Below are 15,720 nucleotides of genomic sequence, written 5' to 3'. Positions count from 1 at the left end.
TCACGATGTACCAGTACTCCGACTTCGACCGCCAGTTCGTCCAGCAGCGCGCTGCGCAATACCGCGACCAGCTCGAACGTTTCCAGGCCGGCACCTTGCTGGGCGACGAGTTCAAGCCATTGCGCCTGCAGAACGGCTGGTACATCCAGCGCTTCGCGCCCATGTTGCGCGTGGCCGTGCCCTACGGCGAACTCAACAGCGCCCAGCTGCGCGTGTTGGCCCAGATCGCCCGTGACTTCGACCACAAGGAAGACCACGACGTCTCCAAGGCCAACGCGGCACTGGCCGACGTGCCCACCCTGCCCGACCGCTGCGGCCACTTCACCACCCGCCAGAACGTGCAATACAACTGGATTCCGCTGGCCCGCTCGGCCGACGTGATGGACCTGCTGGCCAGCGTGAACCTGCATGGCATCCAGACCAGCGGCAACTGCATCCGCAACATCACCACCGACGCCTTGGCGGGCATCGCGGTGGACGAGGTCGCCGACCCGCGCCCCTTCGCCGAAATCATGCGCCAGTGGAGCACGCTGCACCCCGAGTTCGCCTTCCTGCCTCGCAAGTTCAAGATCGCCATCACCGGCGCCCGCGAAGACCGGGCTGCCACGCCGTGGCACGACGTCGGCCTGCGACTGCTGCGCAACGTGGATGGCGACCTGGGCTTTCAGGTGCGCGTGGGTGGCGGCATGGGCCGCACACCGATCATCGGCACCGTGATCCGCGAGTTCCTGCCCTGGAGCCAGATCCTCAACTACCTCGAAGCCGTGGTACGCGCCTACAACCGTTTCGGCCGCCGCGACAACATTTACAAGGCCCGCATCAAGATCCTCGTGAAGGCCGAAGGCCAGGCCTTCACCGACCAGGTGGAAGCCGAGTACCGCGACATCATCGAAAAAGACGGTGCGCCGCACACCATCACGCAAGCCGAGCTGGACCGCGTGAGCGCCTTCTTCGTACCGCCCGCGCTGAACTGCGACCGCAAGAGCGCCGACGCCAAGATCGCCCACATCCTCAAGGCCGCGGCCGAAGACGACGTGGAGTTCAGCCGCTGGCTCACACAGAACGTGAAGCCGCACCAGAACCCCGACCTGCGCGCCGTCACGTTGTCGTTCAAGCGCCTGGGCTCGGCCCCCGGCGACGCGAGTGCCGATCAGCTGGAGCGCGCCGCCGACCTGGCCGACCGCTTCTCGGCCGGCGAGGCGCGCGTGACGCACGAACAGAACCTGCTGCTGCCCTGGGTCAGCTGCGACCAGTTGCCCGAGCTGTGGCGCGAAGCGCGCCGCCTCGGCCTGGCCAAGCCCAACATCGGTCTGCTGAGCGACATGATCGCCTGCCCCGGTGGCGATTTCTGCGACCTGGCCAACGCCCGCTCGCTGCCCATCGCGCAAGCCTTGCTCGCGCGTTACCAAGACCTGGACGAACTGCACGACCTGGGTGAGATCGACCTGCACATCAGCGGCTGCATCAACAGTTGCGGCCACCACCACAGTGGCCACATCGGCATCCTCGGCGTCGACAAGGACGGCCAGGAGTGGTACCAGGTGACGCTGGGCGGCTCGGATGGCACGCGCCTGTCGGGCGAATCCACGCCCGGCAAAGTCATCGGCCCCTCATTCGCCGCCAACGAAATGACCGACGTGATCGAGGCCGTGATCAACACCTACCGCGAGCAGCGCAACGACCGCGAGACCTTCATCGACACCGTGAAGCGCATCGGCGTCGACCCCTTCAAGACCGCCGCCAACGCGGTGCGCGTGGCCACCGCCCGCACACCCGTCGCCGCCTGAGCCCAGCATCCGAGACCCGCATGAAACCCACGCTCCAACTCTTCAAGGCCGAGTCTTTCGCCACGGATGAAGCCGGCACCCTGACGCTGGCCAACGATGCCGATCCGCGCGAAGCCTCGCTCGAAGGCATCCGCACAGTCGTGCTGCAGTTCCCCAAGTTCGCCGACGGCCGCGCCTTCAGCCAGGCCTTCCTGCTGCGTCGCCGACTGGGCTTCACAGGCGAGATCCGCGCCACGGGCGACGTGCTGATCGACCAGCTGGCACAGATGCAGCGCACGGGCTTCACGCAGGCCGTGCTGCGCGCCGACCAGGACATCGAACATGGCCAAAAACTGTTGGCCCACTACCCGGCCTTCTACCAGGGCGACGCAGTGGACACGCAACCGCACTTCGCCGTGGCCTGAGCTTCAAGAAGAAACACCATGAGCACCATCAACCTCGCACAAGTCAACGCCGAACTCGGCCGCAACGCCCCTGAACTGGTGAAGTGGGCCCTCGGCCTGGGCCAGACGTCCATCGTCACCACCAACTTCCGCCCATTCGAAGCTGTGATCCTTCACATGGTCGCGAGCGTGAATCCCGACGTGCCGGTGGTCTGGATGGACAACGGCTACAACACCGAAGCCACCTACCGCTTCGCCGACGAAGTCACTCGGCAACTCCAACTGAACCTGCACATCTACCTGCCGCGCCGCTCGCGCGCCCACCGCGAGGCCGTGGACGGTCTGACGCCGGCGCTGGACGACCCGCGCCATGCCGCCTTCACCGAAGAGGTCAAGCTCGAACCCTTTGCCCGCGCCCTGCGCGAGACGGCGCCCAAGGTCTGGTTCACCGCATTGCGCGCCACCGACACCGCCGTGCGCGCCCAGATGGACCCCGTGAGCATCAACCCCGACGGCCTGATCAAAGTTGCGCCGCTGCTGCACTGGTCGTCCAAAGAGCTGTACCAGTACTGCGAGGCGCACGGCCTGCCCAACAACTTCGACTACGTGGACCCGACCAAGGGCGAAGACAACCGCGAGTGCGGCCTGCACCTGGCCCACTGATCAGGACACAAGACCCATCATGAACGCACGCACCGAACCCGAAGTGATCCAGACCGCCCTGCAGGCCGCCGCCGGCCACCACCTGAGCAACGCCCACCTGGACGCGCTCGAAGAAGAAACCATCTTCATCCTGCGCGAGGTGGCGGCCGCCTTCGAGCGCCCCACCCTGCTGTTCTCGGGCGGAAAAGACTCGCTGGTGATGCTGCGCTGCGCCGAAAAGGCCTTTGGCGTCGGCCGCATCCCCTACCCGCTGCTGATGATCGACACCGGCCACAACTTCCCCGAAGTGACCGACTTCCGCGACCGCCGCGCCGCCGAACTGCAGGCCGAGCTGATCGTGCGCAACGTCGAGGACTCGATGAAGCGCGGCACCGTGCGCCTGGCCCACCCGGGCGAGAGCCGCAACGTGCACCAGTCGGTCACGCTGCTCGAAGCGATCGAAGAGTTCCGCTTCGACGCGCTGATCGGCGGTGCCCGCCGCGACGAAGAAAAGGCGCGCGCCAAGGAGCGCATCTTTTCGCACCGCGACAGCTTCGGCCAGTGGCAACCCAAGGCCCAGCGCCCCGAGCTCTGGACGCTTTTCAACACCCGCCTGGCCCCGGGCGAACACTTCCGCGTGTTCCCCATCAGCAACTGGACCGAGCTGGACGTGTGGCAGTACATCGAGCGCGAAGACATCGCCCTGCCCTCGATCTACTACACCCACCAGCGCGAGGTGGTGGACCGCCGAGGCCTGCTGGTCCCCGTGACCGAACTGACCCCGCCGAAAGACGGCGAGACGGTGCAGGTGCGCGACGTGCGTTTCCGCACGGTGGGTGACATCACCTGCACCTGCCCGGTGGAGAGCCTGGCTGCCACGGCCGGCGACATCGTCATCGAGACGCTGGCCGCCGACGTGAGCGAGCGAGGCGCGACGCGCATGGACGACAAGACTTCGGACGCTTCGATGGAGAAGCGGAAGAAAGACGGGTATTTCTGAAAGAAATAGCCCACCCCCGCGCCGCGCCCAAGGGCGCGTCACCCCCTCAAGGGGGCGGCGCTGGCGGCCCGGCAAAGCCGGTTCAGCGGCGCCCTTGAAACAGACAATTCACTCGGATACCCCTTCATGAACACCACTTCCTCCGTTCGGGCTGAGCCTGTCGAAGCCCTCGCACAAGACACCCGCCCCGCCCTGAAATTCATCACCTGCGGTTCGGTGGATGACGGCAAGAGCACGCTGATCGGCCGCCTGCTGGTGGACAGCAAGGCCGTGCTGCAGGACCACCTGGCCGGCGTGCAGCGCCAGGGTGAAACCGACCTCGCACTGCTGACCGACGGCCTGTCGGCCGAGCGCGAACAGGGCATCACCATCGACGTGGCTTACCGCTACTTCAACACCGAGACGCGCAAGTTCATCATCGGCGACGCGCCGGGCCATGAGCAGTACACGCGCAACATGGTGACCGCCGCTTCCGCCGCCGACGCGGCCGTGGTGCTGGTCGATGCCACCAAGCTGGACTGGCAGGACGCAGGTCTCAAGCTGCTGGTGCAGACCCGCCGCCACTCGCTGCTGCTCAAGCTGCTGCGCGTGCCATCCATCGTGTTCGCTGTGAACAAGCTCGACGCCGTGGCCGACAGCGCGCTCGCGTTCGCCCACATCAGTGCAGCGCTCGCCGCCTTCGCGGCCGAAGCCGGCATCACCGTCACCGCCACCGTACCGGTCTCGGCGCTGAAGGGCTGGAACGTGGTGGACGCCGCTGCCGACGCTGCCTGGTGCGGCTACAGCGGCCCCACGCTGCTGGACATCCTGGAGCACCTGCCGGTGACCGCGGCCGACACCGCGCTGCCGTTCGCGTTCCCGGTGCAGTGGGTCGAGAAGTTCTCCTCCTCATCCGACACCAGTCAGGGACGTCGGGTGTTCTGGGGCCGCGTGGCCACCGGCAGCGTACAGCCCGGCCAACCCGTCAAGGTCATGCCCAGCGGCCAGACCGCGACCGTGGCCCAGGTGCTCGACCACGCACGCAATCCAAAGGTCGTGCAGGCTGGTCACAGCGCGGGCATCGTGCTCGACCGTGAGGTCGATGTGTCACGTGGCGACTGGCTGCTCGCCGCCGACGGCGAAGGCGCTGCGCTCGAAGCCAGCCGAGAGATCCGCGCCACCGTGGCCTGGATGGACGACGAAACCCTGGTCGCTGGCCGCGTCTACTGGGCACTGCACGGCCACCGCTGGGTCAAGGCCAAGGTCAAGCGCATCGTGCACAAGCTCGACATCAACACGCTGGCCGAAGAAGACGCGACCCAGCTGGAACCCAACGCCATCGGCCACATTGAGCTGGCTCTGCAGGAACCGCTGGCCACGCTGCCCTACGCACAATCGCGCGCGCTGGGTTCGCTGGTGCTCGTGGACACGGCCAGCCACAAGACCTCGGGCGCGGTGCTCGTGAACTGACGCCACACCGGCCCTGGTGGCCGACCTGTCTCGTTAACTTATGTCAAGGTCAGGGCTTAGGCCCTGCCTTACCCTCTGGAAACCCTAAAATCCGGGCTCTTCCCGAATTTCACTTCTCACCATGACCCACGTCGTCACCGAATCCTGCATCCGCTGTAAATACACCGACTGTGTCGATGTCTGTCCTGTCGATTGCTTCCGCGAAGGCCCCAACTTCCTGACCATCGATCCCGACGAGTGCATCGACTGCGCAGTCTGCATTCCGGAATGCCCGGTGAGCGCCATTTACGCCGAAGAAGATCTGCCCAAAGACCAGCTTCACATGACGGAGCTCAACGCCGACCTGGCCAAGCTGCCCAACTGGAAAAGCATCACCAAGCGCAAAGACGCGCTGCCCGACGCCGACGACTGGAAAGACCGCACGGGCAAACTGCCTGAACTGAAGCGCTGAGCATGGCGCCGTCCCCGGTCGTGGCTTCGCCAGACCCTGCGAGCGCGGTGATCGGCCTCATCGAGGCCGATGCGGTCATTGTCGGCGCTGGACCGGTGGGTCTGTTTCAGGTGTTCGAACTGGGCCTGCTGGAAATCAAGACCCATGTCATCGATGCGCTGCCCTACCCCGGCGGTCAACCCGTCGAGCTGTACCCCGACAAGCCGATCTACGACATCCCGGCGATACCGGTGTGCACGGGCCAGGAGCTGACCGACGCCCTGCTCAGGCAAATTGCCCCCTTCGGCGCCACCTTTCATCTGGGCCAAGAAGTAAGCACGGTTCAGCGCCAGGACGATGGCCGCTTTTACGTGGAAACCGCGAAGGGCACACGTTTCCTCACCAAGACACTTTTTGTCGCCGCAGGCGTGGGCGCTTTCCAGCCGCGCACACTCAAGGTCGACGGACTTGAACGGTTCGAAGGTTCGCAACTGTTCTACTTTGTCAAGAATCCCGCCGATTTCGCTGGAAAAAACCTGGTGATCGTCGGTGGCGGTGACTCGGCAATTGACTGGGCCCTGAACTTCGTGGCAGAGGGTCCGAACAAGGCCGAGAGCGTGATCCTGATTCACCGCCGCGATGGCTTCAAGGCCGCACCGGCGAACGTGGCCCGAATGCGCGAGCTGTGTGAGCAACTGGACATGCAGTTCATCGTCGGGCAGATCACCGGTCATGAAGAACAGGACAACCGGCTCACCGGCATCAAGGTCACCGGCGCCGACGGCGTGACGCGGCTCGTGCCGCTCGACCTGTTGCTGGTGTTTTTTGGTCTGTCCCCCAAGCTCGGTCCCATCGCCGACTGGGGGCTGGACATTGAGCGCAAGCAGGTGGTGGTCGACACCGAGAAATTCTCGACCAGCGTTCCGGGCATCTTTGCCGTGGGCGACATCAACACCTACCCCGGCAAGAAGAAGCTCATCCTCTCGGGTTTCCATGAGTGCGCACTCGCCGCCTATGGCGCCATGCCCATCATCTTTCCTGAGAAGAAAGTGTTTCTGCAGTACACAACCACCAGTCCCAAGCTGCACAAGGTGCTGGGCGTGGAATCTCCCGTGTTCGACTGACGCGTTTGTCTCGGAGGCTTCCAGGAGCCAGATCAAGAAATTTCCAAGAAATGTAGGGCGTCTTTCAAAAGACGTAAAAACCGCACTATAATTTGAGGCTGTTCCCTGATAGCTCAGTCGGTAGAGCGACGGACTGTTAATCCGCAGGTCCCTGGTTCGAGTCCAGGTCGGGGAGCCAACAGAAATCACAACAAAGGCCTTCTTCGGAAGGCCTTTGTTGTTTTTGCTTCTCGTTCATCGAATGCATTTCTCACCCGCGCTACCGCCCTTGCTGACGAAGTCGGCCTTCTGGCTCTGTGCCGTCGTTGTAGCCGTCTTGTCGTTGTTGCCAGTGGCCTATTTGCCGCCCCAGTCCTTCGACATCTGGGACAAAGCCCAGCACACGGGCGGGTTCGCTGTGCTCACGCTCCTGGGCCACTTCGCCTACCCCAGGCATCCCTGGCGAGTCTGCCTCGGCCTGATCGCCTATGGGGCAACGATCGAACTGGCGCAATCTGCCACCGGGTGGCGACACGGGGATGGACTGGATTTGCTGGCCGATGGTCTGGGAATCGCTGGGGGGACAGCCTTGCTGACCGCTGTTCGCGGGATCGGGATGGCGCGCAGCCGACAATAGGCTCATGTCAGCTTCAGCACGCACCCCGGAGTTGCCTTGGCTTGAGCCAGGTGATGCATTCCCACCGGTGGACAGCGCTTGGGGCCCCAACGATCCCGCCACGGGCTTGCTCGCGGCTGGCGGTGCGCTCGATGTCCAGACCTTGGTCTCCGCCTACTCACAAGGCATTTTCCCCTGGTACAGCGCGGGGCAACCCATTCTCTGGTGGAGCACCGATCCGCGCATGGTGCTGCGGACGGGGGCCTTTCGCCTGCACCGTTCGCTGCGCAAGACGTTGAACAAGCTTCGCGCCGAGCAACGCCTTGAGATCCGTTTCGATCACGATTTCGAGCGGGTGATCCGGGCCTGCGCACACACGCCACGCGGCGAGCAGTCGGGCACCTGGATTCTGCCTGCCATGGAGCAAGCTTACATCCGGCTGCACCGTGCCGGTATCGCCCACAGCGTCGAGACCTGGATCGATGGTGAGCTCGCTGGCGGCCTGTATTGCATCAACCTGGGTGCCATGGTTTTTGGAGAATCCATGTTCAGCCGGCAGAGCGATGCGTCCAAGATCGCGCTGAGCGCCCTGGTGGCGTTTTGCCGCGCCGAACATATTCCGCTGATCGACTGCCAGCAAGACACCCCCCACCTCGCCTCGCTGGGTGCGACCTTGATGCCCCGCAGCGCTTTCTGCCAGCATCTCCATCAGACGATCCTGGACCGCGCCCCTATCTGGAAATTCCAGAACGTATACTGGAATCACCTCCTCTCTGACGACGGCGTTTGAGCGTGACCCACCTCAAAGAACTACCGCTGCAGGCGCTGCAGTATTACGCGACCGCACCCTACCCGTGCAGCTACATCACGGGTCGCCAGGCGCGCTCCCAAGTGGCAACGCCAAGCCACCTCATTCACAACGACGCCTACTCCGATCTGGTCACCCACGGCTTTCGCCGCAGTGGCATGTTCACCTATCGCCCCTACTGCGACGGCTGCCAGGCCTGCGTACCACTCAGGGTGCCTGTCGAGCGATTCAAACCCACACGCAGCCAGCGGCGCTGCCGATCACGTCACGCCCACCTGGAAACGCGGGTGCTCGGCCTCTGCTTCGTTCCAGAACACTACGAGCTGTACCTCCGCTACCAGAACAGCCGCCATGCCGGCGGCGGCATGGACCAGGACAGCATCGACCAGTACACCCAGTTTCTGCTTCAAAGCCGCGTCAATTCACGGCTGGTGGAATTCCATGAACCCGCCACCGGGGATCAGCCGGCCCGGCTGGTGATGGTGTCCATCGTCGACGTGCTCAACGACGGGCTGTCGGCGGTGTATACCTTCTACGAGCCCGACAGCCGTGCCAGCTATGGCACCTACAGCGTGTTGTGGCAGATCGACCAGGCGCAGGCACTGGGACTGCCTCACATGTACCTCGGTTACTGGATCGAGCAGAGCCAAAAAATGGGTTACAAGTCCAGTTTTCAACCCCATGAACTGTTGCGAGACGGTCGCTGGACGCCGCCCACTTGATTTCATCTTGTAAAATGGACGCAACCAAATGGCGGCCATGACCAAACGATCCGATTCCTTGCCCAGCACACCCACCGTTCAGGTCATTGAACGGATGTTCAACCTGATTGAAGTGCTTGCCTCCCGTGAAGATCCGGTGTCCCTCAAGGAAATCAGTGAGAAGACCGGACTTCATCCTTCCACCGCCCACCGCATCCTCAATGACCTGACGATCGGCCGTTTTGTTGACCGGCCAGAGGCCGGCAGCTATCGACTCGGCATGCGCCTTCTGGAGCTCGGCAATCTGGTGAAAGCTCGACTGAGTGTTCGTGACGCGGCTTTGACACCAATGAGAGAGCTGCACAAGCTGATCCAGCAACCGGTGAACCTCAGCGTGCGCCAGGGCGACGAAATCGTTTATGTCGAGCGCGCCTACAGCGAGCGCTCCGGCATGCAGGTGGTGCGTGCCATCGGTGGCCGAGCGCCCCTGCACCTGACGTCGGTCGGCAAGCTCTTTCTGGCAGCGGACGAACCACAGCGTGTGCGAGCCTATGCCACGCGCACGGGTCTTGCCGGCAACACCCGCAACAGCCTCACACAGCTGGTCACCCTGGAACGCGAGCTCCAGCAATGCCGACTGGCCGGTTTGGCACGGGACAACGAAGAACTCGAGCTCGGGGTGCGTTGCATGGCCGCAGGCATCTACGATGACCAATGCCGTCTGGTGGCAGGTTTGTCGATCTCCGCACCCGCTGATCGCATTGATGAAAATTGGGTCCCAAAGCTTCGCGCGACGGCAGCCGACATCTCCATTGCCCTGGGTTGCCCCAAAGCCCAAGCTGCCCACACCACGCCACGCTAGGACCATTCATCCTCCCGCATCAACACCACCCACATTGGTGATGCAAAACAAAACGGTCCTCATGAGGACCGTTTTGTTTGGAGCGCGTGATCGTTCAACCCTGCGGACGAACAACCGCTGCCTGGGGATAGGGCTGAGCCTCCACCCAGCGGCGAACGCGTTCTGCGTCCTGGGCACGGCTCAACTTCCCCGCTGAATCCAGAAACACCATGATCAGCTGCCGACCAGCCACTTTGGCCTGCATCACCAGGCAGCGACCGGCCTCAGAAATGTAGCCGGTCTTCTGAAGGCCAATCTCCCAGTCAGGATTTCGAATCAACCGATTGGAATTCTTGAACTCCAGCACGCGGTGGCCGAGCTCGAGCTGATGGCTGGGGGAGGTAGACAGGCTGCGCAAGATGGGGCTCTGGTAGGCCGCAGATACCAGCGTCGCCAGATCGCGGGCACTGGACTGGTTGAGACTGGACAAACCAGTCGGTTCCACGTAGCGCGTGTCGCGCATACCCAGTTCGCGAGCCTTGCTGTTCATCAGACGCACAAAACTGTCGAGCCCACCAGGAAAGGTCCTGCCCAAGGCATGGGCTGCGCGGTTCTCACTCGACATGAGCGCGAGATGCATCAATTCGCCCCGGGTGAGCGTTGAACCCACAGCGAGCCGGGAGCGGCTGTTCTTGAAGGTATCCACGTCGTCCTGCGTGATCGTCAATGGCTCTTCCATCGACAGATTGGCATCGGTGATCACCAGACCCGTCATCAATTTGGTGAGCGATGCGATAGGCAGCACTGCCGAGTCATTCTTGCTGAACAGCACCTCGTTGGTTTGTTGATCCACCACGAGCGCCACACTGGAGTTCAAAGCCAACGGATCTTCAGCGGCGCGCAGCCCCAAGCGCTCACCATTGGACAATCGAGGCTCTGCCAGCACGCGCATGACCGGCACGGGACTGCGATGGGCCACCAGCCGCACCTCACCTTTTTGAGAACGGGAACGGGCCACGCGGGTCACACGCACGTGTTTGCGCGCCCCCACAAAATGCGTCGAAGCATTCTTTTTAGCTGTGCCGATTCGCCTGGATCCACGAACTTCAGTCTTGGCCAATTTCACATCGCCCCGGTCAAGCTTGCGGCTCTTCTTCGCCACAGCAACCCCTTTGCCAGCAACCTTCTTTGAACCCGACGCCTTGGCAACCAGTGCGCTGCGCTTCTTGCGCTCAACCACCTGCGTGTTTGCAGGCTTCTTGGTCTTGACCACCACCTTCTTCGCCACGACCGCTTCCGCCGACAGTGGCAGCAGCAGGGTCGCCGATGTCAGAACCGTCGCAACGAGTTGCAACAGCGTGAATACGCGTGTGCGAAAAGGTTTCATTTACTCCACTCCAGACAACGACGTTGTTCTGGAGGGAAGTATAGAAGCTATGAAAAAAACTAGCAATATCAAATGCTTGTGAAATATTCCTCAGTGAACGCCAGAACAGCCCTCCGTTTGCAGGACATTTCTAGCGACCATTGCAGGATTACATCTTAAGTACTTGATTTTCAAAGACTTAACCCTGAGCAGCGACCCGATCAGCCTGACTCTGTAGCTTGTTCAATGCACTCAGATACGCTTTGGCAGACGCCACGACGATGTCAGGATCGGCACCCACGCCGTTCACCACACGCCCGCCATGCTGCAAGCGCACAGTGACTTCGCCCTGACTTTCGGTTGAACCACTCGTGATGGCATTCACCGAATAGAGCACCAGCTCCGCCCCGCTTTTCACATGGCTTTCAATCGCCTTCAGCGAAGCGTCGACAGGGCCGTTGCCATCCGACGCCCCTTGGAACTCCTTGCCAGCAATCGTGAACACCACCTCAGCGTGCGGGCGTTCTCCGGTCTCGCTGTGCTGGGCCAAGGACACCAGGCCGTACCGCTCCTTTTCCGTGGTCACACTTTCATCGCTGCACAGCGCCAGGATGTCTTCGTCGAAGATCTCGCTCTTGCGATCGGCGAGTTCCTTGAACGCGGCGAAGGCGGTGTTGATTTCGCTCTCCGACTCCATCTCGATGCCCAGATCCTGCAAGCGCTGCTTGAAGGCATTGCGTCCGCTGAGCTTGCCCAGCACGATCTTGTTGGCAGCCCAGCCCACGTCTTCAGCGCGCATGATTTCATAGGTGTCACGCGCTTTGAGCACGCCGTCCTGGTGAATACCACTGGCATGCGCAAAGGCGTTCGCCCCCACCACGGCCTTGTTGGGCTGCACCACAAAGCCAGTGGTCTGGCTGACCATGCGGCTGGCCGGCACGATCTGTGTCGCATCGACGCCCACGTCGAGGTTGAAATAATCGCGACGCGTACGCACCGCCATCACGATTTCCTCCAGCGAGCAGTTGCCAGCGCGCTCACCCAGGCCGTTGATGGTGCACTCGACTTGGCGTGCGCCACCGATCTTCACGCCCGCCAACGAGTTGGCCACCGCCATACCCAGATCGTTGTGGCAATGCACCGACCAGATGGCCTTGTCGGAGTTGGGCACCCGCTCGCGCAACGTGCGGATGAAGTCGCCGTACAGCTCGGGGATCGCATAGCCCACAGTGTCCGGGATGTTGAGCGTGGTCGCCCCTTCCTTGATCACGGCCTCCAGAACACGGCAGAGGAAGTCCATGTCGCTGCGGTAGCCGTCTTCCGGACTGAACTCGATGTCATCCACCAAGTTGCGCGCGAAACGAACCGACTGTTTGGCCTGCTCGAACACCTGGTCCGGCGTCATGCGCAACTTCTTCTCCATGTGCAGAGGACTGGTCGCGATGAAGGTGTGGATGCGTGCCCGGTGTGCACCCTTGAGCGCCTCGGCGGCACGAGAGATGTCCCTGTCGTTGGCCCGCGCCAGCGAACACACCGTGGAGTCCTTGATGGTGTTGGCAATCGCCTGCACACAATCGAAGTCACCGTTGGAACTTGCCGCAAAACCGGCTTCGATCACGTCCACTCGGAGACGTTCCAACTGGCGCGCAATGCGCAGTTTTTCGTCTTTGGTCATCGAAGCACCTGGTGATTGCTCGCCGTCGCGCAAGGTGGTGTCAAAAATGATGAGCTTGTCGGTCATGTGATTCTCCGGTGTGGTGCCTCGTGGGCAGCGCTTGAAAAAACCCGCAGTCCAAAACAAAAACGGCCCGCTGCGGGTGCAAACGGGCCGTTGTTGGAAATCGCTTTTGCGTTACCAGACCTGCCCGTGACGGACACCCAGTAGCAGCGAGAACGAAACTTGTTTCATGCCATTCAATGTATCACAAAGGGCACGCGCTCCAGCAGGGGAAACCCATGACCATCAAGCGGGACTCTATTCGTGCAGACCACGCTCATCGGGTTCGTCGGTGGATGTGCTGATGACGCTCGTCGGTCTGCCTTTGGACCTGCGCCAGAAGTACATCGCATAGCCCGAGAGCCCGTAAATGACAAACAGACCGAACAACACAGTTGGAGGATGGATGTTGATGACCGCGATACCCAACGCCACCAGGACAATGGCCGCGAACGGCACACTCTTCTTGAGACTCAGGTCCTTGAAACTGTAGAACGGCACATTGGTGACCATGGTCAGGCCTGAATACAGCGTCAACGCGAACATCGGCCACACCAGCACGGTTCGGTCCAACTCCAACTCGGTCGCCAGCCAGATGAACCCCGCCACGAGTGCCGCCGCTGCAGGGGACGGCAGGCCCTGAAAGTAGCGTTTGTCCACCACCCCGGTGTTGACGTTGAAGCGCGCCAAGCGCAGCGCGGCGCAGGCGCAGTAAACGAAGGCGGCGATCCATCCCCAACGGCCAATGTCTTTGAGCACCCAGACATACGCCACCAACCCGGGCGCAGCACCAAACGACACCATGTCGGACAGCGAGTCCATCTGCTCACCGAAGGCGCTCTGGGTGTTGGTCATGCGGGCCACGCGACCGTCCAGGCTGTCCAGCACCATGGCCGCAAAAATGCCCACCGTGGCCAGGTCGAAGCGTCCGTTCATGGCCATGACGATGGCGTAAAACCCGCCAAACAAAGCGGCCAGCGTGATCATGTTCGGCACCATGTAGATGCCTTTGCTTCGCTTGCGACTCTCGCCGCTGGGTTCGTTCAATGGGTCGGTTCCGTCGTGCATGGAGGTTCGGCTCAGGCCGCTTGCCGCGCTCAGGGCGCAAGGTGGCAGTGTAAGCCAGGGGAAAGATGGCAGAAAAAGAAAAAGGCCACCGAGGTGGCCTTTGAGCAGGCATGAAGCCAGATCAGTTGCGGGTCTGGTCGACCAGCTTGTTCTTGGCGATCCAGGGCATCATGGCGCGCAGCTGGGCGCCCACCACTTCGATGCTGTGATCGGCGGTGTTGCGGCGGCGGGCCGTCATGCTCGGGTAGTTCAGACGGCCTTCCTGGATGAACATCTTGGCGTAGTCGCCGTTCTGGATGCGCTTCAGAGCGTTGCGCATGGCCTTGCGCGACTCTTCGTTGATCACTTCGGGGCCGGTCACGTACTCGCCGAACTCCGCGTTGTTGGAGATCGAATAGTTCATGTTGGCGATGCCGCCTTCGTAGATCAGGTCGACGATCAGCTTCAATTCGTGCAGGCACTCGAAGTAGGCCATCTCGGGGGCGTAGCCGGCTTCTGTCAGGGTTTCATAACCCATCTTGATCAGCTCGACAGCGCCCCCGCACAGCACGGCCTGTTCGCCGAACAGATCGGTCTCGGTCTCTTCCTTGAAGTTGGTCTCGATGATGCCGGCCTTGCCACCACCGTTGGCCATCGCGTAGCTCAGCGCGAGGTCACGCGCCTTACCGCTCTTGTCCTGGTGGATCGCGATCAGGTGGGGCACGCCGCCACCCTGGGTGTAGGTGTTGCGCACGGTGTGGCCGGGGGCCTTGGGCGCGACCATCCACACGTCCAGGTCGGCGCGCGGCACGACCTGGTTGTAGTGCACGTTGAAACCGTGGGCAAACACCAGCGAAGCACCCTGTTTGATGTTGGGAGCCACGTTGTTGGTGTAAACCTCGGCGATCTGCTCGTCGGGCAGCAGGATCATGACCACGTCAGCGGCCTTGACGGCGTCGTTGACTTCCATCACGGTCAGGCCGGCCTTGCCAACCTTGTCCCATGAGGCACCGCCCTTGCGCAAGCCGACCACGACCTTCACGCCGCTGTCGTTCAGGTTCTGGGCGTGGGCGTGGCCTTGCGAGCCGTAGCCAACGATGGCCACGGTCTTGCCCTTGATCAGGCTCAGGTCACAGTCTTTGTCGTAGAAAACTTTCATCTTTTGCTCCAATGGATTTGAGGTGTGTTGCCGTTCTTCGCGAGCCTGTCGAAGGGCTCTCGGGACCCCCATCCAGTGGACAGGGGCTTCGACAGGCTCAGCCCGAACGGGCAAATGGCTGAGCCCTGAAACAGGTCAAACGCGCAGGATTCTCTCACCCCTACCGATACCGCAGGAACCGGTACGAACCGTTTCCAGGATGGCAGCGCGATCAATGGCTTCCAGAAAAGCGTCGTTCTTGCCCTGGTCGCCGGTGAGTTCGATGGTGTAGCTCTTCTCCGTCACGTCGATGACGCGGCCGCGGAAGATGTCGGCCATGCGCTTCATTTCCTCACGCTCCTTGCCCACCGCGCGCACCTTCACCAGCATGAGTTCGCGTTCGGTGTAGGCGCCTTCAGTCAGGTCCACCACCTTGACGACTTCGATCAGCCGGTTCAGGTGTTTGGTGATCTGCTCGATCACGTCATCCGAACCGGTGGTCTGGATCGTCATGCGCGAGAGGCTGGGGTCTTCCGTGGGAGCCACGGTGAGAGATTCGATGTTGTAGCCCCGCGCGGAGAACAGGCCCACCACGCGCGAGAGCGCACCGGGTTCGTTTTCGAGCAGGACAGCGATGATGTGTTTCATGAATGAGATTCCTCTTTTCTGAGCCCTCCCCTGCGCACGGTAAT

General features: G+C 62.1%; 15 protein-coding genes and 1 tRNA gene. 11 read left to right on the top strand and 5 right to left on the bottom strand.

Features of this window, described 5'->3' with window-relative positions:
- The first annotated feature begins 5 nt into the window (after positions 1–5).
- The 11 genes from IM738_RS07230 (at position 6) to IM738_RS07180 (ending at position 9,781) form a co-directional block, all read left to right on the top strand.
- A complete protein-coding gene (locus IM738_RS07230; protein ID WP_236965198.1) occupies positions 6–1,787 on the top strand; it encodes a nitrite/sulfite reductase in 1,782 nt (593 codons plus the stop codon).
- Positions 1,788–1,807: 20 nt separating this feature from the next.
- On the top strand, positions 1,808–2,191 hold the full coding sequence (locus IM738_RS07225; RefSeq protein ID WP_236965197.1) for a DUF934 domain-containing protein: 384 nt from the start codon (positions 1,808–1,810) through the stop codon (positions 2,189–2,191).
- Positions 2,192–2,209: 18 nt separating this feature from the next.
- A complete protein-coding gene (locus IM738_RS07220) occupies positions 2,210–2,833 on the top strand; it encodes a phosphoadenosine phosphosulfate reductase domain-containing protein (RefSeq protein WP_236965196.1) in 624 nt (207 codons plus the stop codon).
- 19 nt (positions 2,834–2,852) lie between these two features.
- Entirely contained in the window at positions 2,853–3,812 is a 960-nt protein-coding gene (gene cysD, locus IM738_RS07215) for a sulfate adenylyltransferase subunit CysD (protein WP_236965195.1), read from the top strand.
- Positions 3,813–3,938: 126 nt separating this feature from the next.
- Positions 3,939–5,261 (top strand): sulfate adenylyltransferase subunit 1, encoded by a 1,323-nt coding sequence (locus IM738_RS07210; protein WP_236965194.1) that lies wholly within the window; start codon positions 3,939–3,941, stop codon positions 5,259–5,261.
- A 121-nt stretch (positions 5,262–5,382) separates the two neighbouring features.
- Positions 5,383–5,712: a ferredoxin FdxA gene (fdxA, locus tag IM738_RS07205; RefSeq protein WP_236965193.1), complete on the top strand. Its 330-nt coding sequence runs from the start codon at positions 5,383–5,385 to the stop codon at positions 5,710–5,712.
- Between the two features lie 2 nt (positions 5,713–5,714).
- Complete coding sequence (locus IM738_RS07200; protein ID WP_236965192.1) at positions 5,715–6,815, top strand: NAD(P)/FAD-dependent oxidoreductase; 1,101 nt, start codon at positions 5,715–5,717, stop codon at positions 6,813–6,815.
- Between the two features lie 102 nt (positions 6,816–6,917).
- Positions 6,918–6,993 (top strand) — tRNA-Asn (locus IM738_RS07195).
- Between the two features lie 442 nt (positions 6,994–7,435).
- Complete coding sequence (gene aat / locus IM738_RS07190; protein ID WP_236965191.1) at positions 7,436–8,200, top strand: leucyl/phenylalanyl-tRNA--protein transferase; 765 nt, start codon at positions 7,436–7,438, stop codon at positions 8,198–8,200.
- A gap of 2 nt (positions 8,201–8,202) precedes the next feature.
- The gene (locus tag IM738_RS07185) at positions 8,203–8,940 is read left to right on the top strand and encodes an arginyltransferase (protein WP_236965190.1); all 738 of its coding nucleotides are present in this window, start codon (positions 8,203–8,205) and stop codon (positions 8,938–8,940) included.
- A gap of 37 nt (positions 8,941–8,977) precedes the next feature.
- Positions 8,978–9,781: an IclR family transcriptional regulator gene (locus IM738_RS07180; RefSeq protein WP_236965189.1), complete on the top strand. Its 804-nt coding sequence runs from the start codon at positions 8,978–8,980 to the stop codon at positions 9,779–9,781.
- A 94-nt stretch (positions 9,782–9,875) separates the two neighbouring features.
- Here the strand turns inward: IM738_RS07180 and IM738_RS07175 are convergent, their stop codons facing one another.
- The 5 genes from IM738_RS07175 to ilvN form a co-directional block, all read right to left on the bottom strand.
- Positions 9,876–11,147: a serine hydrolase gene (locus IM738_RS07175; protein WP_236965188.1), complete on the bottom strand. Its 1,272-nt coding sequence runs from the start codon at positions 11,145–11,147 to the stop codon at positions 9,876–9,878.
- A gap of 178 nt (positions 11,148–11,325) precedes the next feature.
- Positions 11,326–12,867 (bottom strand): 2-isopropylmalate synthase, encoded by a 1,542-nt coding sequence (locus IM738_RS07170; RefSeq protein WP_236965187.1) that lies wholly within the window; start codon positions 12,865–12,867, stop codon positions 11,326–11,328.
- A 234-nt stretch (positions 12,868–13,101) separates the two neighbouring features.
- On the bottom strand, positions 13,102–13,911 hold the full coding sequence (gene pssA, locus IM738_RS07165; RefSeq protein ID WP_236965186.1) for a CDP-diacylglycerol--serine O-phosphatidyltransferase: 810 nt from the start codon (positions 13,909–13,911) through the stop codon (positions 13,102–13,104).
- A gap of 121 nt (positions 13,912–14,032) precedes the next feature.
- Positions 14,033–15,049, bottom strand: coding sequence for a ketol-acid reductoisomerase (gene ilvC / locus IM738_RS07160; protein ID WP_236965185.1), 1,017 nt, complete (start codon positions 15,047–15,049; stop codon positions 14,033–14,035).
- 135 nt (positions 15,050–15,184) lie between these two features.
- The gene (ilvN, locus tag IM738_RS07155; RefSeq protein WP_068168656.1) at positions 15,185–15,676 is read right to left on the bottom strand and encodes an acetolactate synthase small subunit; all 492 of its coding nucleotides are present in this window, start codon (positions 15,674–15,676) and stop codon (positions 15,185–15,187) included.
- Positions 15,677–15,720 lie beyond the last annotated feature (44 nt).

The organism is Hydrogenophaga sp. SL48 (genome assembly GCF_021729865.1).
In the GTDB taxonomy this organism is placed as follows: domain Bacteria; phylum Pseudomonadota; class Gammaproteobacteria; order Burkholderiales; family Burkholderiaceae_C; genus Hydrogenophaga.
The sequence above is the reverse complement of the archived record's forward strand: the minus strand, read 5'-3'. Positions and strand labels throughout refer to the sequence as shown.